This is a genomic window from Microbacterium sp. MYb45 (assembly GCF_002979655.1).
Lineage (GTDB): Bacteria > Actinomycetota > Actinomycetes > Actinomycetales > Microbacteriaceae > Microbacterium.
Genome location: NZ_PCPG01000001.1, coordinates 725,614 through 746,319 on the forward strand (window position 1 = coordinate 725,614; position 20,706 = coordinate 746,319).

At 67.3% G+C, this 20,706-nt stretch carries 21 protein-coding genes and 1 tRNA gene; 3 read left to right on the forward strand and 19 right to left on the reverse strand.

The annotated features are described in order from the left end of the window. Positions 1-8 precede the first annotated feature (8 nt). Positions 9-437 (forward strand): hotdog fold thioesterase, encoded by a 429-nt coding sequence (locus CQ034_RS03465; RefSeq protein ID WP_105709938.1) that lies wholly within the window; start codon positions 9-11, stop codon positions 435-437. Here the strand turns inward: CQ034_RS03465 and CQ034_RS03470 are convergent. After that, positions 412-987, reverse strand: coding sequence for a GNAT family N-acetyltransferase (locus tag CQ034_RS03470; RefSeq protein ID WP_029273872.1), 576 nt, complete (start codon positions 985-987; stop codon positions 412-414). The genes CQ034_RS03465 and CQ034_RS03470 overlap by 26 nt on opposite strands. A 2-nt stretch (positions 988-989) precedes the next feature. Then, entirely contained in the window at positions 990-1,610 is a 621-nt protein-coding gene (locus CQ034_RS03475) for an ANTAR domain-containing response regulator (RefSeq protein WP_017830602.1), read from the reverse strand. Between the two features lie 99 nt (positions 1,611-1,709). On the opposite strand from CQ034_RS03475, the gene CQ034_RS03480 reads away from it, so the two are divergent. Both CQ034_RS03480 and CQ034_RS03485 read left to right on the forward strand, forming a co-directional pair. Next, positions 1,710-1,792, forward strand: a tRNA-Leu gene (locus CQ034_RS03480). Positions 1,793-1,886: 94 nt separating this feature from the next. Then, complete coding sequence (locus CQ034_RS03485; RefSeq protein ID WP_105709939.1) at positions 1,887-2,363, forward strand: hypothetical protein; 477 nt, start codon at positions 1,887-1,889, stop codon at positions 2,361-2,363. 5 nt (positions 2,364-2,368) lie between these two features. Here CQ034_RS03485 and CQ034_RS03490 read toward each other — a convergent pair whose 3' ends face one another. The 17 genes from CQ034_RS03490 to rpe all read right to left on the reverse strand — a co-directional run bounded on the left by CQ034_RS03490 (position 2,369) and on the right by rpe (position 20,702). Further along, a complete protein-coding gene (locus CQ034_RS03490) occupies positions 2,369-3,034 on the reverse strand; it encodes a triacylglycerol lipase (RefSeq protein WP_105710342.1) in 666 nt (221 codons plus the stop codon). Continuing rightward, positions 3,019-3,831 (reverse strand): alpha/beta fold hydrolase, encoded by an 813-nt coding sequence (locus tag CQ034_RS03495; protein ID WP_105709940.1) that lies wholly within the window; start codon positions 3,829-3,831, stop codon positions 3,019-3,021. The genes CQ034_RS03490 and CQ034_RS03495 overlap by 16 nt, the downstream gene beginning before the upstream one ends. Positions 3,832-4,101: 270 nt before the next feature. Then, on the reverse strand, positions 4,102-4,803 hold the full coding sequence (locus CQ034_RS19400) for a hypothetical protein (RefSeq protein WP_146114791.1): 702 nt from the start codon (positions 4,801-4,803) through the stop codon (positions 4,102-4,104). A gap of 586 nt (positions 4,804-5,389) precedes the next feature. Continuing rightward, positions 5,390-6,838 carry a pyruvate kinase gene (pyk, locus tag CQ034_RS03500; RefSeq protein WP_029263374.1) on the reverse strand — a complete coding sequence of 483 codons (1,449 nt, stop codon included), beginning with the start codon at positions 6,836-6,838 and terminating at the stop codon, positions 5,390-5,392. A gap of 58 nt (positions 6,839-6,896) precedes the next feature. Beyond that, positions 6,897-8,363 (reverse strand): glutamate synthase subunit beta, encoded by a 1,467-nt coding sequence (locus CQ034_RS03505; protein ID WP_029263373.1) that lies wholly within the window; start codon positions 8,361-8,363, stop codon positions 6,897-6,899. Continuing rightward, entirely contained in the window at positions 8,356-12,879 is a 4,524-nt protein-coding gene (gene gltB / locus CQ034_RS03510; protein WP_105710343.1) for a glutamate synthase large subunit, read from the reverse strand. Before gltB ends, CQ034_RS03505 begins: the two co-directional genes overlap by 8 nt. Positions 12,880-13,024: 145 nt before the next feature. Continuing rightward, a complete protein-coding gene (gene lgt, locus CQ034_RS03515; RefSeq protein WP_105709941.1) occupies positions 13,025-14,050 on the reverse strand; it encodes a prolipoprotein diacylglyceryl transferase in 1,026 nt (341 codons plus the stop codon). Positions 14,051-14,060: 10 nt separating this feature from the next. After that, positions 14,061-14,864, reverse strand: coding sequence for a tryptophan synthase subunit alpha (gene trpA, locus CQ034_RS03520; RefSeq protein WP_029263370.1), 804 nt, complete (start codon positions 14,862-14,864; stop codon positions 14,061-14,063). Then, positions 14,861-16,129 carry a tryptophan synthase subunit beta gene (gene trpB / locus CQ034_RS03525; RefSeq protein ID WP_105709942.1) on the reverse strand — a complete coding sequence of 423 codons (1,269 nt, stop codon included), beginning with the start codon at positions 16,127-16,129 and terminating at the stop codon, positions 14,861-14,863. The genes trpA and trpB overlap by 4 nt, the downstream gene beginning before the upstream one ends. Beyond that, complete coding sequence (trpC, locus tag CQ034_RS03530) at positions 16,129-16,899, reverse strand: indole-3-glycerol phosphate synthase TrpC (RefSeq protein WP_029263368.1); 771 nt, start codon at positions 16,897-16,899, stop codon at positions 16,129-16,131. Before trpC ends, trpB begins: the two co-directional genes overlap by 1 nt. A gap of 2 nt (positions 16,900-16,901) precedes the next feature. Next, positions 16,902-17,132: an HGxxPAAW family protein gene (locus CQ034_RS03535; RefSeq protein WP_105709943.1), complete on the reverse strand. Its 231-nt coding sequence runs from the start codon at positions 17,130-17,132 to the stop codon at positions 16,902-16,904. Positions 17,133-17,179: 47 nt separating this feature from the next. Beyond that, positions 17,180-17,767 carry a Trp biosynthesis-associated membrane protein gene (locus tag CQ034_RS03540; RefSeq protein WP_105709944.1) on the reverse strand — a complete coding sequence of 196 codons (588 nt, stop codon included), beginning with the start codon at positions 17,765-17,767 and terminating at the stop codon, positions 17,180-17,182. Then, entirely contained in the window at positions 17,764-18,123 is a 360-nt protein-coding gene (gene hisI / locus CQ034_RS03545; RefSeq protein WP_029263365.1) for a phosphoribosyl-AMP cyclohydrolase, read from the reverse strand. Before hisI ends, CQ034_RS03540 begins: the two co-directional genes overlap by 4 nt. Beyond that, positions 18,120-18,881 (reverse strand): imidazole glycerol phosphate synthase subunit HisF, encoded by a 762-nt coding sequence (hisF, locus tag CQ034_RS03550; RefSeq protein ID WP_091036408.1) that lies wholly within the window; start codon positions 18,879-18,881, stop codon positions 18,120-18,122. Before hisF ends, hisI begins: the two co-directional genes overlap by 4 nt. Continuing rightward, entirely contained in the window at positions 18,881-19,723 is an 843-nt protein-coding gene (hisG, locus tag CQ034_RS03555; RefSeq protein WP_105709945.1) for an ATP phosphoribosyltransferase, read from the reverse strand. The genes hisF and hisG overlap by 1 nt, the downstream gene beginning before the upstream one ends. Positions 19,724-19,761: 38 nt before the next feature. Continuing rightward, a complete protein-coding gene (locus CQ034_RS03560) occupies positions 19,762-20,025 on the reverse strand; it encodes a phosphoribosyl-ATP diphosphatase (RefSeq protein WP_017202142.1) in 264 nt (87 codons plus the stop codon). Beyond that, a complete protein-coding gene (gene rpe, locus CQ034_RS03565) occupies positions 20,022-20,702 on the reverse strand; it encodes a ribulose-phosphate 3-epimerase (protein ID WP_105709946.1) in 681 nt (226 codons plus the stop codon). Before rpe ends, CQ034_RS03560 begins: the two co-directional genes overlap by 4 nt. Positions 20,703-20,706 lie beyond the last annotated feature (4 nt).

Here is a 20,706-nt window from a genome sequence, read left to right on the forward strand (position 1 = left end):
GAGGATGCATGAGCGACGTCGCGACGAGCGAAGGACTCGACTGGGCCACGGCCCGCGGGATGGGTGCTCTGGCCGAGAAGATGGGCATGGAGTTCGTCGAGTTCAGCGTCGAACGCTGCGTGGCGACGATGCCCGTCGAGGGCAACACGCAGCCGGTCGGGCTCATGCACGGCGGCGCGTACGTGGTGCTCGGAGAATCGCTCGGCTCGATGGCCGCGAACCTCCACGCCGGCGTCGGGCGGCTCGCGGTCGGCGTCGACATCAACGCCACCCACACGCGCTCGGCCACTTCCGGAGTCGTGACCGGCGTGTGCACGCCCGTGCACCTGGGCCGGAGCATCACCGTGCACGAGATCGTGGTGACCGACGATCAGGGTCGACGCTGCTCGACGATCCGCATCACCAACATGATCAAGGACGTTCCCGCCGAGCGCTGAGCGGCTCCTCCAGCAGTCGCTGGAACAGTACGTGATCCTGCCACTCCCCCGCGATGCGGAGGTACTTCGGAGCCAGTCCGATGCGCTCGAAACCGTTTCCGAGCAGCACACGCTGGGATCCGATGTTGTGCAGCAGTGTCGCGGCCTGCATCCGGTGGAGGCGCAGCTCCATGCGCGAGTACTCCAGGATCTGTGACACCGCGCGGGTCGCGAGTCCGCGGTGCTGCCTCGCGGCGTCGACCCAATAGCCGAGGTCGGCGCTCCAGAACGCGCCACGGACGATGTTGTTGATGTTCATCCGTCCACGGATCTCACCGTCGTCCGACTCGATCACGAAACGGATGCTACGGCCGGACGCGGCGTCGGTGACGCACTCCTGAGCGTGGCGCTCCTGGGAGTCGATCGTGAAGAAGGACTCGCCACGAGTCGGCTCCCACGGTGCGAGGTGCTCCCGGTTCGACAGATACGCCCTCGAGAGCGCTGCACCGTCACCGATACGGACGGGCCGCAGGATGTGCTCGCCATCGAGCCGGAGGACTCCGGCGCTCACCGCTACTTCTTGGGGGCGAGCTGCTCGATGATCGCCTTGGCGACGTCCTGCATGGTCAGACGACGGTCCATGGACGCCTTCTGGATCCAGCGGAACGCCTCAGGCTCGCTCAGGCCCATCTTCTCGTTGAGCAGGCCCTTGGCGCGGTCGACGAGCTTGCGGGTCTCGAAGCGCTCGACCATGTCGGCGACCTCGGCCTCGAGCGTGATGATCTGCTCGTGGCGGGCGAGGGCGATCTCGATCGCGGGCAGCAGGTCGTTCGGCGTGAACGGCTTCACGACGTAGGCGAGGGCGCCTGCTTCGCTGGCCCGCTCGACGAGCTCCTTCTGGCTGAACGCCGTGAGGAGGACGACCGGCGCGATGTTGCCCTTGTGCAGCTTCTCGGCGGCGCTGATGCCGTCGAGCTGAGGCATCTTCACGTCCATGATGACGAGGTCGGGGCGCAGCTCGGTCGCGAGCGCGACCGCGGTCTCGCCGTCACCGGCTTCACCGACGACATCGAAGCCGTTGTCGCGGAGGATCTCGACGATGTCGAGGCGGATCAGCGACTCATCCTCGGCGACGACGACGCGTCGCGGGGCGGATGACGTGGGCTGCTCGGCCTGCTCTTCTTGCTCTGTCACAGAACCATCCTAGTGGAGAGGTCCGTGCGCGGGCTGTAGGTGCTCGCGGCGGAGGATCGCGCCCCGACCCTGCGCTAAAGTCGTAGACGCGACACACGAGCCGGCGTGGCGGAATGGCAGACGCGGAGCACTCAAAATGCTTTGTCCGAAAGGGCGTGTGGGTTCGAGTCCCACCGCCGGCACACGAATCGCGGTCGAGACCGCTGAATCACTCGCACAGCCTCAGATCGACCTCGTGTCCCGGGCCTGCGGACGCGATGACCGGAGGGGACTGCGATGACCTGGCCCGAAGACGAAGTGATCACTCGCCCTCAGCCGGTCGAACTCCATCCCGGCTGGGGCTGGGGTCTGCTGCTCGTTCCCGCGGCAGTGGGGCTCGCCGCCCTCGGCGTGTTCCTGTACCGCTCGCTCGGTTCGGGGGCGGGACTCCTGATCGGCGTCGCGCTCATCGCGTGGGCAACATCCCTGGTGATGCCGTTCTTCGTCATCGCCTGGTACGCGGTACAGGCGACGTGGAAGGCATCGCGCGAAGCGCGTGGCCAGACCTTCGCCGCCCCATCGCAGGCGCTCCGCGGCATCGGTTTCCGCATCCGCTGGAGCCACGGTGCACGGCGCTTGATGTTCAATCCCGCGTCCTACGACGGACGTGACCTCCCGATGCTCGTCGCCGGTCGGGTCGTCCACGGTGTCGCGATCGGCATCCTGGTTCTCGCGGGCCTGATCGCCGCGTTCCTTTCTTTCACCTCGCGCTGAAGCGACTACTCGGCCAGCACGGCCAGTTCGGCCAGGACTCGAGGATGCGCAAGGATCCGGAAGTGTCCTCCGGTCTCGAGTCGGACGTTCTTGGCCCCGGCCAGCTCGCTCCCCTCCGGTATGTGGGGATCGAACGCCGCATAGATCGACACGATCCGTTCATTGACCGTGAGCTGCCGGGCGATGTCCACGATCGATGGATCTTCCGGCGAGAAGGCGCGCAGGGTGCGCGACAGCATCAGACGGGCGTAGCGCGAGCCGCCGAACGGCGTAGCGATCGCGAGCATCGAGCGCACCCGCTCCCCCGCCGGGCCGGTCATGACGAGCTTGCCGGCGAGCCCTCCCTTGCTGTGTGCGACCAGGATCACGTCGGTGAGCCCTTGGCGCTCCAGGAACTCCGCGACAGCCGCCGCGATGTCGGCGACCGGACGCTCGTTCCGACGAAGCGTGTCGACGATGTGGACTGCGTGGCCGCGCGCGTGCATCTGCTCCACGAGGGGCTGCATGAACTTCCAGGTCTCGTACACACCCGGAAGCACGACGATGTGCGCAGCGCTCCCTGAGGCGAGGTTCGTGGCGTCTGTGCGGTCGAAGGTCGCGCGCAGCTGCCAGTAGCCCGCGTACGCGTAGTCAGCCAGCCACCAGCCCGCGTTCCTCAGCACGCTGATGATGCACTCCTCCGTCTCTGGGAAGCGGCCGATCGCACGCTCGGCGGCCACGGCCCGTCCGGGTTCGCCACGATGGCGGCGGCAACGGTACGAGGCGCGGAGTGCTGCACGACGTGGTGGCGTCCGGGCACCTCCACGAGCCGTGCAGTGCGCGCGGAGTCGCGAAGCCGCCGACACCATTCGCGCCCAGCCACCGGGTCATCGCCTCCCCTGATCACCAGGATGGGCCGCGTCAGCTCGGCGTACCGCTGCTCGGTCGGGTGCTCGATCATGTGCCGCGCCTGCTTCAGGTACCACCGGATGCCGCAGCGGAGATAGTCGGAGAACACGATCAGGTTGCTGGGCGGAGTCTCCCCGAGCGTGTCGATCGCGAGCGCCCTGGTCTGAGACACGAGGCTGCGATGGCTCTGATCGACGACAGGACCGATCGCGACGACGGCCTGCACGCGGTCCGGGCGGTGCAGAGCGGCCTCGGCCGCCCACTGCACTCCCATGGAGTGACCGACGACGATGATGCGATCCTCCCCCAGGGCGGCGATCACTTCCGCGAGTGCTCGTCCCATCCGCACCACATCGGGATTGCCGGAGGGCCTGGGCAGCCCCGCGAATCCCGGCAGGTCCACGGACACCACACGCGTGAGATCAGCAGGAACGTCATGCAACCGCGACAGGTAGCGATGCGACATTCCGATGCCGTGCACGAGCGCGATGGTGGGCGATTCCGCACCCGGCGGCCGCGGGCTGTCCCAGAGCCCGAAAGGCATCCCGTCGGTGACGATGCGACGACGGGAAGGACACATGTTGTGAAGCTACCGCAACGCGCGGAAACGCAGCACGGGCTTGACTGGCGCTCCGGTGCACGGCAGAGGGGGCGAGACCGAAGTCTCGCCCCCTCTCATTGCGGTTTCTGTCCGCGAGATCGCTGCACCCACCACTCGATACCGAAGCCGATCAGGATGAGCGACCCCGTGCAGATGCCGATGATCCACGGATCGATGTGGGTGGTCACGGCCAAGAGGAGTGAAGCGAAGAACAGGAGAGCGGGCCACCACCCACCCAGGAATGTAGGTTTAGGCACAGTTCGACTTCGCGACCTTATGGAGCCCCGAACCGACTGGGATTCGCATCGAGTAGCAGGAACTGTTTGCGAGTGAAGTGCCCTTGATCGCGCTTCGGACACCGGACCAGACGTTGGCGAGAGTCGGAGCGCCGATTAAACCGCAGAGCGTTCCGATCCAGCTGCCCACGCCCGGAATCTTGCTGGCACCACCGCAACCTCCAGCGAGCGCCACGCCTACAGTTGCCACGGATGCCGCCGCAATGGCCTGGGCTTGGTAGCCGTACATATTCCAGTAAACGCCAGGCCCGTCCGCGCCCCAGCCGACGGTGACTGCTGGGTCTGCGACCACGGGATAGGTTGCTTCCCGGGTATCCACGTGCTGAGTAATCATGTCGCCATCGAAAGAGTAAGACGTCGGTAGTTCTTTACCCTCCGCATCAACGGCCCAAGGGGCAGCGATCCTCCCCACCGTAATGGTGATCCCATCGAGATCGACGATCACGTCGAACCCTTCGTTGCTAGCCGACAGCTCTGCCCCCTCAGGCAATTCGATTGCAAAGTCAGTGGAAGTTTCTCCTGGATCCAGCAGGCTCATGACTCGCACTCCGTCCTCCAGCACAGTGGTTGACGTATTCAATTCTGCAGCACTGATCTTCAAATCGAATTCTCCGAGAGAGACGACAGCGCCTCCTTCGATGACTTCCGTCGTCACGCCCTGCGCCTGGTCTGGCGCATCCGTCGCAGATAAGCCTAGAGCCTGCTGAGCCGAGTCGAAGGGGCCTCCTCGGTCGCGGCCCCCGTTGCTGCCTGTGCCGGCAGACCCCCCGTCGCGACGAGTGCGATCGCGAGCATCGCACTCCCCGCAGCCTTGGCGCCGCAACTGCAACTCGTGGCCAGTACTTTTCTCATTTGGCTTCATCCTAAGAAATAGGTGAGCCGCCTCATGATGAATGCTTCAGCGATCACCCAGATTGATTTACACGCTGGCGAATCCACTGCTAGCACGTAACAGGTATAACGCTACTCGCCTAACAAGCCCTCGTCTGTCCCCCATTCGGCGGACATCGGCGGCTTCCCGGTCACGTAGAGGTCGGGGTGTGGCGGCGCGGGCAACGTTCCAGGACTGAAGCTGCGGATAAGCGCGGCGAAGCCTGGCCCGGAACAACAGCCAGTATCTTGCGTTCCTCAGCATGCCGATTCCACGCTCCTCATTGGAGGGCACCCTTCGGGTGTCAACGCTGCGGACCGCACGACAGAGGGGGCGAGACCGAAGTCTCGCCCCCTCTGGATGCTGAGTGTCAGACGCCGGCCTTGTAGATCGGGGCTGCACCGCGGATCGCATCGCCGACCTTGTGCACGCGGAGGTCGTTCGTCGAACCGATGATTCCGGGAGGGGAACCGGAGATCACGACGACCTTGTCCCCTTCCTCAGCGAGTCCGTTGCCGAGCAGATACTCGTCGACCTGGTGATACATCAGGTCGGTGTGCTGCACCATGTCGACCAGGGTCGAGCGGATGCCCCACGTGAGCGCCATACGACGGCGGATGTCCGGCTCCGGCGTGAACGCGATCATGGGGATGCGCGAGCGCAGACGCGACAGACGACGAGCGGAGTCGCCCGACTGCGTGAACACGCAGAGGAACTTCGCGTCGACGAACTCGGCGACCTCGAGGGCGGCCAGCGTGATCGCACCACCCTGCGTGCGGGGCTTGGTCGTCAGCGGCGCGATACGCTCCAGGCCGTGCTCCTCGGTGGATGCGATGATCCGCGCCATCGTCTCGACGACCACGACCGGGTAGTCCCCGACGCTTGTCTCGCCGGAGAGCATGACCGCGTCCGCACCGTCGAGGACGGCGTTCGCGACGTCCGAGGTCTCGGCGCGCGTGGGGACGGGGCTGCTGATCATCGACTCGAGCATCTGCGTCGCGACGATGACCGGCTTCGCCATGCGGCGGGCGATCTCGACCGCGCGCTTCTGCACGATCGGGACGGCCTCGAGCGGAAGCTCGACGCCCAGGTCGCCTCGGGCGACCATGATCGAGTCGAACGCGTCGACGATCTCTTCGAGTGCGTCGACCGCCTGCGGCTTCTCGACCTTCGCGATGACGGGGACGCGAACGCCCTCCTCCGCCATGATCTCGTGCACACGGGTCACGTCGGAGGCATTGCGCACGAACGACAGCGCGATCAGGTCGGCGCCGATGCGCAGACCCCAGCGCAGGTCGTCCTCGTCCTTCTCGCTCAGTGCGGGGACGTTCACGGCGACGCCGGGCAGGTTGATGCCCTTGTTGTTCGACACCGCTCCGGCGACGATGACCTTCGTCGTCACGGTCACGCCGTCGGTCTCCACGACCTCGACGCGCACCTTGCCGTCGTCGATGAGGAGGAAGTCACCGGGCTTCACATCCTGCGGGAGCCCCTTGAAGGTGGTCCCGGAGATCTCCTTGTTGCCGATGATGTCTTCGGTGGTGATCTTGAAGATGTCGCCCTTGGCGAGCTCGTAGGGGCCGTCCTCGAACTTGCCGAGACGGATCTTCGGTCCCTGCAGGTCGACGAGGATCGCGACCGGACGGCCGGCGTCCTCTGCGGCACGCCGCACGTTGGCGTAGTTGTTCTCGTGCACGGAGTAGTCGCCGTGGCTGAGGTTCAGTCGAGCGACATCCACCCCCGCGTCGATCAGTGCACGCACCGTCTCATAGGTGGAGGTGGCGGGGCCCAGGGTGGCGACGATTTTCGCGCGTCTCAAAGATTTCTCCAGGGTAGAAGTGGGGGAAGGTGAATCAGGCGACGGTGCCGGCCTCAGCCTACGCGGGCTGGAGACCGATCGCGACATCGCTCGGGCGCACCGGCTCGGGAAGAACCGTGGTGCCCATCAGGAACCGATCGACGTTCGCGGCGGCCGCGCGGCCCTCGGCGATGGCCCAGACGATGAGCGACTGCCCACGGCCGGCGTCGCCGGCCACGAACACGCCGGGAACCGTCGACTCGTAGCCGGAGTCGCGACGGAATGCGCCGCGGTCGGTGACCTGCGGAAGCGTCTCGTCGGTGTACCCGTCCTGCTCCGGTCCGGTGAAGCCCATGGCGATCAGGATCAGGTCGGCGGGGATCTCGCGCTCGGTGCCGCTCTTGGGAACACGACGACCGTCGATGTACTCGGTCTCGGCGACGCGCAGCGCACGGACCTCGCCCACCTCGTTGCCGAGGAACTCGACGGTGGACGCGAGGAACACCCGCTCGCCGCCTTCCTCGTGCGCAGAGGACACCTCGAAGAGCGTCGGCATCATCGGCCACGGCTGGTGGTCGGGACGTGCGTCGCCCGGCTGCTTGCCGATCGCGAGGTTGGTGACGCTCAGCGCGCCCTGACGGTGTGCGGTACCGATGCAGTCGGCGCCGGTGTCGCCGCCGCCGATCACGATGACGTGCTTGCCCTCGGCGCTGATCTGGTCGGTGACCTTGTCGCCGGCGACCGCGTGATTGGACTCGACGAGGTACTCCATGGCGAAGTGCACGCCGTCGAGGTCGCGTCCGGGGATCGCGAGATCGCGCGGAACCGTGGAACCCGTCGCGATGACGACTGCGTCGTAGCGGGCGCGCAGGTCGGGCCAGGAGATGTCCTTGCCGATCTCGACACCCGCGCGGAAGCGGGTGCCCTCCTCCTGCATCTGGCGCAGGCGCGACTCGAGCTGCGACTTCTCCATCTTGAAGTCCGGGATGCCGTAGCGCAACAGACCACCGATGCGGTCGTCGCGCTCGAAGACCGCAACCGTGTGGCCTGCACGCGTGAGCTGCTGGGCGGCGGCGAGACCCGCGGGCCCCGATCCGACGACCGCGACCGTCTTGCCGGTCAGACGCTCCGGCGGTTCCGCCTCGACCCAGCCCTTGGCGAAGGCCTCATCGATGATCGAGACCTCGATCTGCTTGATGGTCACGGCGGGCTGGTTGATGCCGAGCACGCACGAGCTTTCGCACGGAGCGGGGCACAGACGACCGGTGAACTCCGGGAAGTTGTTCGTGGCGTGGAGCCGCTCGATCGCCTCGCGACCCTCGCCACGCCACGTCAGGTCGTTCCACTCGGGGATCAGGTTGCCGAGCGGGCAGCCCTGATGGCAGAACGGCACACCGCAGTCCATGCAGCGACCGGCCTGACGACGCAGGACCTGCTTGTCGCCGGGCTCATAGACCTCTTTCCAGTCCATGATGCGCACGGGCACGGGGCGACGGGCGGGAAGTTCCCGCTCGGTCACCTTCAGAAAGCCTTTGGGGTCAGCCACCGGTCACCTCCAGGATGCGGTTCCACACGATGTCGCCGTCGGGGTCGATCCCCTCGGCCAGCGCTTCCTCGCGCATGCTCCGCACGGCGGCGAAGTCACGAGGCAGCACCTTCACGAACTCTGCAGCGGTCTCCTCGAAGCTCTCGAGAAGCGCGGACGCTCGCGGCGAGGCCGTGCGTTCGACGTGCGCGACCAGCAGGCTGCGCAGCACCTCGAGGTCGGCACGGTCGAGCGGTTCGAGCAGGAGCTCCCCGCTGCCGAGCGACTGCGCGTTCACCTTGCTCGTGTCGAGCGCGTGCACGTACGCCACTCCCCCGGACATACCGGCACCGAAGTTGCGTCCGGTCGATCCGAGGATCACCGCGAGCCCGCCGGTCATGTATTCCAGCGCGTGGTCTCCCACGCCCTCGACGACCGCGGTCGCGCCCGAGTTGCGGACGAGGAACCGCTCACCGACGACGCCCGAGATGAACATCGTCCCCGAGGTCGCGCCGTAGCCGATCACGTTGCCGGCGATCACGTTCTCATGAGGCGCGATGGCAGCTCCGCGCGGCGGACGGATCGTGATGTCGCCGCCTGAGAGTCCCTTGCCGACGTAGTCGTTCGCGTCGCCCTCCAGGCGCAGCACGATTCCCGGCGGAAGGAAGGCACCCAGCGACTGTCCTGCGGTGCCGTGCAGCGTCACGTCGATCGTGCCCTCGGGCAGACCGGCGGCGCCGTGCCGAGAAGTCACCTGGTGCCCCAGCATGGTGCCGACGGCGCGCTCGGTGTTGGCGATGGGCAACTCGACCACGACAGGCTCGCCGTTGAGCAGTGCGCCCTTGGCGATGTCGATCAACTGCACGTCGAAGTGCTTCTCCAGCTCGTGATCCTGCGTGCGACCGCTGCGGCGCGGTTCGCCCGCCGGGAACACCGGTCCTTCGAGCACGGGGGTGAGGTCGAGTCCCTCGGCCTTCCAGTGCTCGACCGCGGCGTTGACCTCGATGAGGTCGGCGCGGCCGACGATCTCGTCGATCGAGCGGTAGCCGAGCTCCGCGAGGAGCTCACGCACCTCTTCGGCGATGAACTCCATGAAGTTGACGACGAACTCCGGCTTGCCCGTGAACCGCTCGCGCAGCACCGGGTTCTGTGTCGCGACGCCCACGGGGCAGGTGTCGAGGTGGCAGACGCGCATCATGATGCAGCCGCTGACGACGAGCGGAGCCGTGGCGAAGCCGAACTCCTCCGCACCCAGCAGCGCGCCGATGATCACATCGCGGCCGGTCTTGAGCTGACCGTCGACCTGCACCACCACGCGGTCGCGCATGCCGTTGAGCATGAGCGTCTGCTGTGTCTCGGCGAGACCGAGCTCCCACGGCGTTCCCGCGTGCTTGAGCGAGTTCAGGGGGCTCGCACCCGTTCCGCCGTCGTGGCCGGAGACCAGGATGACGTCGCTGAGCGCCTTGGCCACGCCGGCCGACACCGCGCCGATACCCGACTGGCTCACGAGCTTCGTGTGGATGCGCGCCTCGGGGTTCGCCCGCTTCAGGTCGAAGATGAGCTGCTTGAGGTCTTCGATCGAGTAGATGTCGTGGTGCGGCGGCGGGGAGATGAGCCCCACACCGGCCGTCGCGTGACGCGTTCGCGCCACCCACGGGTACACCTTGGTCGGAGGCAGCTGGCCGCCCTCGCCGGGCTTCGCGCCCTGAGCGAGCTTGATCTGGATGTCGTCCGACTCGGTCAGGTACAGGCTGGTCACGCCGAAGCGCCCGGAGGCCACCTGCTTGATCGAGCTGCGGCGCTGGGGGTCGAGCAGCCGGTCCGGATCCTCGCCGCCCTCACCGGTGTTCGACTTGCCGCCGATGCTGTTCATCGCGATCGCGAGCGTCTCGTGTGCCTCACGGGAGATCGAGCCGTAGCTCATGGCTCCCGTGGAGAAGCGCTTGACGATCGCGGACACCGGCTCGACCTCGTCCAGCGGCACGGGCTTGCGGGTTCCGGTGCGCAGCTGGAACAGGCCGCGCAGCGTCTTCAGCTCGGCAGCCTGCTCGTCGACGAGCTTCGTGTACTCGCGGAAGATGTCGTAGCGCCGGGTGCGGGTCGAGTGCTGCAGCTTGAACACCGTCTCCGGGTTGAAGAGGTGCGGCGAGCCGTCGCGCCGCCACTGGTACTCGCCGCCGGTCCACAGCCGCTCGTGCGCACGCGCCGCGGCATCCTCCGGGTAGGCGTAGTCATGACGCGCCTGGTTCTCGGCGAAGATCTCTTCGATGCCGATGCCACCGAGCTTGGACTCGGTGCGGGTGAAGTACGCGTCGATGAACTCCTGGCTGAGGCCGATCGCCTCGAACACCTGGGCACCCGCGTACGACGACACCGTGGAGATGCCCATCTTCGACATGATCTTGAGCACACCCTTGCCCAGCGCGTAGATCAGGTTCTTGACGGCCTTCTCGGGCGTGATCCCGGTGATGTAGCCGGTGCGCACCAGGTGCTCGACCGACTCCATCGCCAGGTACGGGTTGACGGCGGAGGCGCCGTAGCCGATCAGCGTGGCGACGTGGTGCACCTCGCGCACATCGCCGGCTTCGACGATCAGGCCCACCTTCATCCGGTTCTCACGGCGGATGAGGTGGTGGTGGATCGCCGAGACCATGAGCAGCGAGGGGATCGGCGTCAGGTCCTTGTTCGAGTCGCGGTCGGACAGGATGATGAACTCGGTGCCGTTCTCGATCGCTTCATCGACCTCTGCGCACATCTCGGTGAGCCGGTCCTGCAGCGTCTGGGGGCCGGCGTCGAAGTGGTAGAGACCGCGGATAGTCGCACTCGACCGACCGGGCATGGCCTTGTCGATGTGACGGATCTTCGCGAGCTCATCGTTGTCGATGACGGGGAAGTCCAGCGACACCGTGCGCGTGTGCTCCGGACCCCAGGAGAGCAGGTTGCTCTCGGGGCCGAGGCCCAGCTTGAGGCTCGTGACGACCTCTTCGCGGATCGAGTCCAGGGGCGGGTTCGTGACCTGCGCGAACTGCTGCGTGAAGTAGTCGAACAGCAGACGCGGACGCTTGCTGAGCACGGCGATCGGAGTGTCGGATCCCATGGCGCCGAGCGGCTCGACACCGGTCTGGCCCATCGGGGTGAGGAGGATGCGGACCTCTTCCTCTGTGTATCCGAACGTGCGCTGACGACGGGTGATCGATGCCGGCGGGTGCACGATGTGCTCGCGCTCGGGGAGCTCGGCAAGCCGGACGGCGCCGGCATCCAGCCACTCCTGCCACGGGTGCATCGTGGCGAGGTCGTGCTTGATCTCGCTGTCTTCGACGATGCGACGCTGCGAGGTGTCGACCAGGAACATCTTGCCCGGCTGCAGGCGTCCGCGACGCTTGATGCGCTCCGGCTCGAACTGCAGCACGCCGGTCTCGGAGCCGATCACGACCAGGCCGTCGGTCGTCTCGGTCCAGCGTCCGGGGCGCAGACCGTTGCGGTCCAGCGTGGCGCCGACGAGCGTGCCGTCGGTGAAGATGAGGGCGGCCGGACCGTCCCACGGCTCCATCTGGTTGGAGTGGTACTCATAGAACGAGCGCAGCTCCGGCGTGATGTCGGCCTGCTTCTCGTACGCCTCGGGAACCATCATCATGATGGCGTGCGGCAGACTGCGCCCGGTCAGGGTCAGCAGCTCGAGCACCTCGTCGAACGACGCGGAGTCGCTGGCGCCGTCGGTGCAGATCGGGAGCAACGGCTGGATGTCGCCGAGCAGCTCGGACTCGAGCTGCGACTGGCGGGCGCGCATCCAGTTGCGGTTGCCGCCGACCGTGTTGATCTCGCCGTTGTGGGCGAGCATGCGCAGCGGCTGCGCCAGTGGCCAGGACGGGAACGTGTTGGTCGAGTAGCGGGAGTGCACCACAGCCAGCTCGGACGCGAAGCGTTCGTCCTGCAGATCGGGGTAGAACGGCTCGAGCTGCAGCGTGGTGACCATGCCCTTGTAACCGAGGGTGCGGGCCGAGAGCGACACGAAGTAGGCGCCGAGCTCATGGCCGGCGCGCTTGCGGAGCCGGTAGGCGACGCGGTCGAGGGCGATGCCCGTGAGCGGGGCATCGGTGTGGGTCGCTCCGCCGGCGCTGACGAACAGCTGCTCGAAGGCGGGACGCGCCTCATCGGCGAGCTTGCCGAGATTCTCGTTGGCGGTGGGGACCTCGCGCCAGCCGAGGACGCGGAGTCCTTCGGAGCGGGCGATCTTCTCGATCCCGGCTTTCTGCTGGCGGCGCTCGCTCGAGTCGCGAGGCAGGAAGGCCAATCCAGCGGCGTACTCCCCCACGGGCGGCAGTTCGAAGCCGACGACTGCGCGGAGGAACGCATCGGGCATCTGCGTCAGGATGCCGGCGCCGTCCCCGGTGCCCGCGTCGGAACCGATGGCTCCGCGGTGCTCCAGGTTGCGCAGGGCCTCGAGGGCCAACGCGATGATGTCGTGCCCGGCTTCGCCGCGCAGGGTCGCGACCATGGCGAGGCCGCAGGCGTCCTTTTCGAACGCCGGGTTGTACATGCCCTGCTTCGGGGGGTAGGCGCCGGACGCGCCGTAGGGTGGCTGGAAGTACACCAGTTACCGTCCTCAGATCTTCAGTGAAACCCGGGGACGACGTCGGCCCGCTCGTTCAGTGCAATGGTTCTCCCGCCACGAGGTGGCGTTGTTATCGGGAGCCGTTCTCGCTCGTGGGAGCAGTGCTTGTGGCAGTGGCTCCTGCGGTGACTTCCTCGGTCGGAGGCTCGCTCACGTCCACGAAGTCAGAGGGATTGTTCTGCGATTGTACATCAGCGTCGGCGTCGACCTTCTCGCGGCCCGGCTGGTACGGTGACGGCTCGAGACCGGGGTGCCGACGCGTCTGCACGACGAGGATCACGAGTCCGACGACGACTCCGATGATCGCTGCCCAGACGTTGCTGCGCAGCCCCAGGATGATCTCGCTCGGATCGATGCGGATCGACTCCCAGACGATGCGGCCCGCGCTGTACCAGATGAGGTAGATCGCGAACAGGCGACCCCACTGGAAGAAGAGCTTGCGGCCGAGCCACAGGAGGACCAGCACACCCAGACCGTTCCAGATGATCTCGTAGAGGAAGGTCGGGTGGAAGAGGGTGCCTTCCGGCAGACCGGCCGGGAACGCGGAGTTCGTCGACTCGATCTCCAGTCCCCACGGCAGGCCTGTGGGAAGGCCGAACAGTTCGTGGTTGAACCAGTTGCCGAAACGGCCCATGGCCTGAGCCAGCAGCAGACCGGGCGCCAGCGCGTCGGCGAACGTCCAGAAGCGGATGCCCGTCCAACGGCAGCCGAGGTATGCGCCGATCGCGCCGCCGATGAGGGCGCCGAAGATCGCGATGCCGCCCTCCCAGATGGCCCACACCGAACCGGGTTCGAACGGGTTCCAGGTGTTCCTGCCCTCGCCGAAGTAGAAGTTCGGGTGCGTGACCACGTGGAAGATTCGGGCGCCGATGATCGCCAGCGGCACGGCGAGGATCGAGATGTCGATCACGACCCACGGCTCCGCTCCGCGCTTGGTCAGGCGGTAGTTGGTCAGCAGCGTCGCCGCGATGATGCCCGCGATGATGCACAGCGCGTAGAAGTGGATCCGTACGGGTCCGAGGTCGATGTACGACACCGGAGGGCTCGGGATGCTGGCGAGCACGCTGGTGACGGTGCTGGGGAACGCGAGTGACATGAGTGCGATTCTAGTTCTCGGTTTCGGGGCGCGCCGACGAGGTGCCGGCTGCCAGGTTTCGGGTGACTTCGGCGAGGGCGGGGACGCCGCCGTCACGGAGAGCGCGGACCAGTGCGGTCCCGACGATGGCGCCGTCGGCGTACTCCGAGACACCGGCGATCTGTTCGGCGGTGGAGATGCCGATGCCCACGCACGCGCGGTGCGCTCCGTGTGCGCGGAGGCGTCCGACCAGGGTACGGGCGGCGCGGTCGAGTTCGGCGCGCTCTCCCGTGATTCCCATCGTCGAGACGGTGTAGACGAAACCGGTGGACGACTTCACCACCAGGTCGAGCCGCTCGTCGGAGGAGGTGGGGGCTGCGAGGAACACCCGATCGAGACCGGTCCGCTCACTGGCGGCGATCCACTCCCCTGCCGCGTCGGGGGTGATGTCGGGTGTGATGAGCCCCGCGCCGCCCGCGGCGAGCAGGTCGTCGGCATAGCGGTCGACGCCGTACTGCATGACCGGGTTCCAGTACGTCATCACGAGGACGGGTACGTCGGTGGCCGCGGTGATCGCACGGATCGCCGTGAAGAGGTCGGCCATCCGGAACCCCGCGGCGAGAGCCGTGGTGGTCGCTTCCTGGATGATCGCGCCGTCCATCACCGGGTCGCTGTACGGCGGGCCCAGCTCGATGATGTCGACGCCGTTCTCGGCGAGGGCGATGGCGGCCTGGATGCTGGTCTCGAGGTCGGGGAAACCGACCGGGAGGTATCCGACGAAGGCGCTGCGACCGGCGTCCTGTGCGCGCTGGATCGCCTGTTCGACGCGACTCATAGCTGAGGCTCCCCCTTCGAGGCCGTCTCTTCGGCCTCGCTCTCGTCGTCGACGTCGTGCGCGAGAGCGGCTTCGTCGTACAGCTCGAAGTAGCGCGCCGCGGTGTCCATGTCTTTGTCGCCGCGGCCGGAGAGACAGATCGCGATGAGGCCGTCCGGGCCGAGGTCACGCCCGATCCGCAGAGCGCCGGCGAGGGCATGCGCCGATTCGATGGCCGGGATGATGCCCTCCGTGCGGCTGAGCAGCCGCAGCGCCTGCATGGCCTCGTCATCGGTGGCCGGAATGTACTCGGCGCGTCCGATGTCGGCGAGCCACGAGTGCTCCGGACCGACTCCCGGATAGTCGAGCCCCGCGGAGATGGAGTGCGACTCGATGGTCTGGCCGTCTTCGTTCTGCAGCACGTAGGTCTTGGCACCGTGCAGCACGCCGGGTCGTCCGCGCTCGATCGAGGCCGCGTGCTTGTCGGTGTCGACGCCGTCACCGGCTGCCTCCACGCCGTAGAGCTTGACGCCCTCATCGTCGAGGAACGCGTCGAACATGCCGATGGCGTTGGAACCGCCACCCACGCATGCGACGACCGCATCCGGAAGCCGACCGACCTCGTCGAGCAGTTGCGCGCGGGCCTCTTCGCCGATGATCTTCTGGAAGTCGCGGACCATCGCCGGGAACGGATGCGGCCCGGCCGCGGTGCCGAAGATGTAGTTGGTCGTCTCGACCGACGCCACCCAGTCGCGGTAGGCATCGTTGATCGCATCCTTGAGCGTGCGCGAACCGGAGGTGACCGGGATGACCTCCGCGCCGAGCAGGCGCATGCGGGCGACGTTGAGTGCCTGACGCTCGGTGTCGACCTCGCCCATGTAGATCGTGCAGTCCAGACCGAACAGCGCCGCGGCCGTCGCCGTGGCGACACCATGCTGTCCGGCGCCGGTCTCGGCGATCACTCGCGTCTTGCCGAGCCGCTTCGTGAGCAGCGCCTGACCGAGCACGTTGTTGATCTTGTGCGACCCCGTGTGGTTCAGGTCTTCACGTTTGAGGAAGACGCGCGCACCCCCGGCATGCTCTGCGAACCGGGGCACCTCGGTGATCGCCGAGGGGCGGCCCGCATACGAGCTCAGGAGGTGTGCGAGCTCGTCCCGGAAGGCCGGGTCGAGGATCGCCTCCTCGTACGCGACGGTCAGCTCATCGATCGCGGCGATGAGCGACTCGGGCATGAAGCGCCCGCCGAACTCGCCGAAGAAGGGGCCGTGCTGGTCGCGCAGGCTCATCATGCCTCCAGGAAACTCTTGAGGGTGGCGACGGGATCGCCGGTCACGAGCGCCTCGCCGATCAGGACGACGTCAGCGCCGGCGGAGCGGTAATGCACGACATCGGCGGGCGTGAGAACCGCGGATTCGGCGATCTTCACCGCGGTCGTCGGGATGCGGTCGACCAGGCGTCCGAACAGGTCGCGGTCGAGTTCGAGGGTCTTCAGATCGCGGGCGTTCACACCGATGAGCGGTGCGCCCAGGTCGATCGCGGCCTCGAGCTCATCGGCCGAGTGCGTCTCGACGAGGGGTGTCATACCCAGCTCGCCGATGAAGCCGAACAGATCGCGAAGGACATCGGGTTCGAGACCGGCGACGATCAGCAGCACCAGATCAGCGCCCGCTGCCCGTGCCTCGAGCACCTGGTAGCGGGTGGCGATGAAGTCCTTGCGGAGCACCGGGAGCGACACTCGGGCGGTGACGGCCTCGAGGTCGGCGAGACTGCCGCCGAAGCGACGCTCCTCCGTGAGCACGCTGATCGCCGAGGCTCCACCCGTCTCGTACAGGGAGGCCTGCAGAGCAGGGTCGGGGATCTCGGCGAGTGCGCCACGCGACGGGCTCGCTCGCTTGACTTCGGCGATGATCTTGACGCGATCGGCCGGGGCGAGGAACGAGAGTGCATCCTTGGCGGCCGGGCGCGCGAGCGCCGCGCGTTCGACCGCATCCAGCGGGCGCGACAGAGCACGACGCTCAGCGTCTGCGACTGCGCCGGCCGTCAGGTCGGCGAGCACCATTAGTGCGCCTTCGGAGCGTACTTCGGACCCTTCACGCCGTAACCGGCCCTGGCCAGCACCCAACCCGCGACCGCACCGATCGGGACGAGCACCAGAGAGATCATGACGAGCACCGGCTGCTCGAAGCAGAATGCGACAGTCGCGGCGGCGACGCCGACCAGCATGATGACCACGGCGGTCCAGGCTGCAGGCGAGTGTCCGTGGCCGGGATCGGCGATCGGGTTGGTCATGTTCTCCTCCGGGGGACGACGTGCAGTTCGGAATCAGTCTATCGGGGTCAACGCGTCGGATCGGTTCCCCGGGACAGCTCGTCCCAGGAATCGACCGCGTCCACCGGGCCGTCGTGCGCGGCCTCGACGTGGTCGGTGCGGTACCGCCGCCCACCCGCCTTCCAGCCACGCCAAGTCGTGAGGACCACCACCGATGCGACGAGCAGGATCACCCATCCGACGAGGGCGATGTACGGCCACGCCGACGGCACGATGCTCGTGACGACCTCGTGGACAGCGCCACCACCGGCGAGACCCGTGACCTCGGTCACTGTCGCGGCGACGGCGTCGAACGGTTCGGTGAGGAGGAGCTGGATCGTCGACCAGCCGAGGAACAGCGCCGTCGCGGCCGCGAGCACGCCGAAGACGAGGCGCACGACCTTGCCGGAGATGGCGAGTGCCGCCCCGAGGGCGAGCACCGCGAGGCTGAGCGGAGCGAGCAGTACCAGGGCCGAGGCTCCCGGAACCAGGATCGCTTCGCCGGCATCCGCACGCTCCACCGTCAACCACGTCTGGGTCGACGAGATGATGCCGATCGCCCCGGCGAGCAGGAAGCCGGAGACAGAGAGCGAGCGACCGCGCTGCGCGATGCTCATGACTGATCCGCTCCCGTCGTCGCCTCGAGGTCGGTGGTGTCGAAACAGGTGCGCGTGCCGGTGTGACAGGCGGGGCCGGTCTGCGCGACCAGGAGCAGGATGGCGTCGCCGTCGCAGTCGAGGCGCGCCTCGTGAACCACCTGGATGTGGCCCGACGTGTCGCCCTTGCGCCAATACTCCTGGCGGGATCGGGACCAGTAGGTCGCCCGCCCTGAGGTCAGCGTGCGCCGCAGCGCCTCGGCATCGACCCACGCGAGCATCAGCACCTCATGCGTGTCGAACTGCTGCACGATCACCGGCGCGAGCCCGTCTGCGTTGAAGGCGACCTGGGCGATGCGCTCTTCCACGGAGGTCATCGGACCACCACCCCTTCTGCGCGCAGGGCGTCCTTGACGTCGCCGACGGTGAGCGCCCCCGTGTGGAAGACGCTCGCCGCGAGCACCGCATCGGCTCCGGCCTTGATGGCCGGCGCGAAATCGGAGACCTGACCGGCACCGCCCGAAGCGATGACGGGCACGGAGGCCGCTTCCCGCATGAGCCGTACGAGCTCGAGGTCGAACCCGTCGCGCGTGCCGTCGGCATCGATCGAGTTGACCAGCAGCTCACCGGCGCCGCGCTCGACGGCCTCTCGCGCCCAGGCGACCGCGTCGAGGGTGGTCTGCGTGCGACCGCCGTGCGTCGTGACGACGAAGCCGGAGGGCGTGGTCGGCGCACGCTTCACGTCGAGCGACAGGACGAGAACCTGTGCACCGAAGCGGTCGGCGATCTCGCCGATCAGCTCGGGGCGTGCGATGGCGGCCGAGTTGACCCCCACCTTGTCGGCGCCGACCGAGAGCAGCCGGGCGACGTCTTCGGCGCTGCGCACTCCCCCGCCGACCGTGAGCGGCACGAAGACCTGCTCGGCGGTTCGCTGCACGACGTCGTAGGTCGTGGCTCGCGCATCGACCGTCGCGGTCACGTCGAGGAACGTGATCTCGTCGGCCCCCTGCGCCGCGTAGTGCCTGGCGAGTTCGACCGGGTCACCCATGTCGCGCAGGTTCTCGAAGTTCACGCCCTTGACGACACGGCCTTCGGCCACATCCAGACACGGGATGACACGACTGGCGAGAGTCATCAGAGCCTCGCGTTGTGGATGGCGGTGACGAGGATGGCGCGGGCGCCGAGCGCATAGAGCGCATCCATGACCGGGTTGACCCGCGTGCGCGCGACCATGACGCGTACGGCCACCCACTCCGGGTCCCGCAGCGGTGAGACGGTCGGCGACTCCACGCCACCGGCGATCTTCACGGCCTCATCGAGGAGAGCGACCGGCAGGTCGTAGTCGATCATCACGAAGCGGCGAGCGACCATGACGCCGCGAAGGCGGCGCAGGAGCGTCTCGGCACCCTCGGCATCGGTGGGGCCGGCGATGAGCACGGCCTCCGACTGCAGGATGACCGGACCGAAGACCTCGAGCCCGGCCTGGCGGAGTGTGGTCCCCGTCTCGACGACATCGGCGACCGCGTCGGCCACACCGAGTCGGACGGCCGATTCGACCGCTCCGTCGAGCGGAACGAGGTCTACCGCGATGTCGCGCTCGTCGAGGAACGCGTCGACCAGCCCCGGGTAGGAGGTGGCGATGCGCAGTCCGTCGAGCTCGGCCACGTCGGTGTAGCGACCGGTGGGTGCCGCGAAGCGGAACGTGGATCCCGCGAAGCCGAGTGCCTCGATCTCGCGTGCACCGGGCATGCGGGCGTCGAGCAGCAGGTCACGACCCGTGATGCCCACATCGATCGCACCGGAACCGACGTAGGTCGCGATGTCCTTGGGGCGGAGGAAGAAGAACTCGACGTCGTTGTCGGCGTCGATGACATGCAGGGTCTTGGGGTCCCGGCGTCCGGCGTAGCCCGCCTCGGCGAGCATGTCGGCGGCGGTCTCGGAGAGCGAGCCCTTGTTGGGAACGGCGATGCGCAGCATGGAGTGCTTTCAGTTCGAGAGGAGAGGAACGGAGCGCATCACAGATGTCGGTAGACGTCTTGCAGGCTGAGCCCCTTCGCGAGCATCATCACCTGAACGTGATAGAGGAGTTGCGAGATCTCCTCGGCGGCGGCCTCATCGGACTCGTACTCCGACGCCATCCACACCTCGGCGGCCTCTTCGACGATCTTCTTGCCGATCGTGTGCACGCCGCCGTCGAGCTCGGCGACCGTGCCCGATCCTTCGGGACGGGTCTCGGCCTTGACGCTGAGCTCGGCGAACAGCTCGTCGAAAGTCTTCACGATTCCAGGCTACCGGCTCGGGCGAGGTCTCTCAGCCGGGTGACGGCCGCTTCGATGTCGTCGGCGCCGTACACGGCCGAACCTGCGACGAAGGTGTCTGCTCCGGCGGCGGCGGCGTACTCGATCGTGCTGTCCGAGATACCGCCGTCGACCTGGAGCCAGACCGAGGAGCCGCGCCGACGCGCCTCCTCCGCCAGGGAGCGGAGCTTCGGCATCGTCTCGGGCATGAAGCTCTGTCCGCCGAATCCCGGCTCGACCGTCATCACGAGGATCTGATCGAACTCGTCGAGCACGTCGAACAGCGAATCGACCGGGGTTCCCGGCTTCACCGCGACGCCGGCGCGGGAACCGATGTCGCGCAGGCGCCGGGCGAGGGCCACAGGATCGGCGGCGGCCTCGAGGTGGAACGTGACGCTCGCCGCGCCGATCTCGGCATACTCGGGTGCCCAGCGCTCCGGGTCGGTGATCATCAGGTGCACGTCGAGCGGGATCGGGCTGGTCGCCTGGATGCGCTCGACCATCTGCGGCCCGAACGTCAGGTTGGGCACGAAGTGGTTGTCCATCACATCGACATGCGCGAAGTCCGCTGTCGCGATGCGGGCGAGATCCGCCTGCATGTTCACGAAATCGGCGGCGAGGATGCTCGGGTTGATGCGGGGTGCGCGAGGCAGATCCACGGTC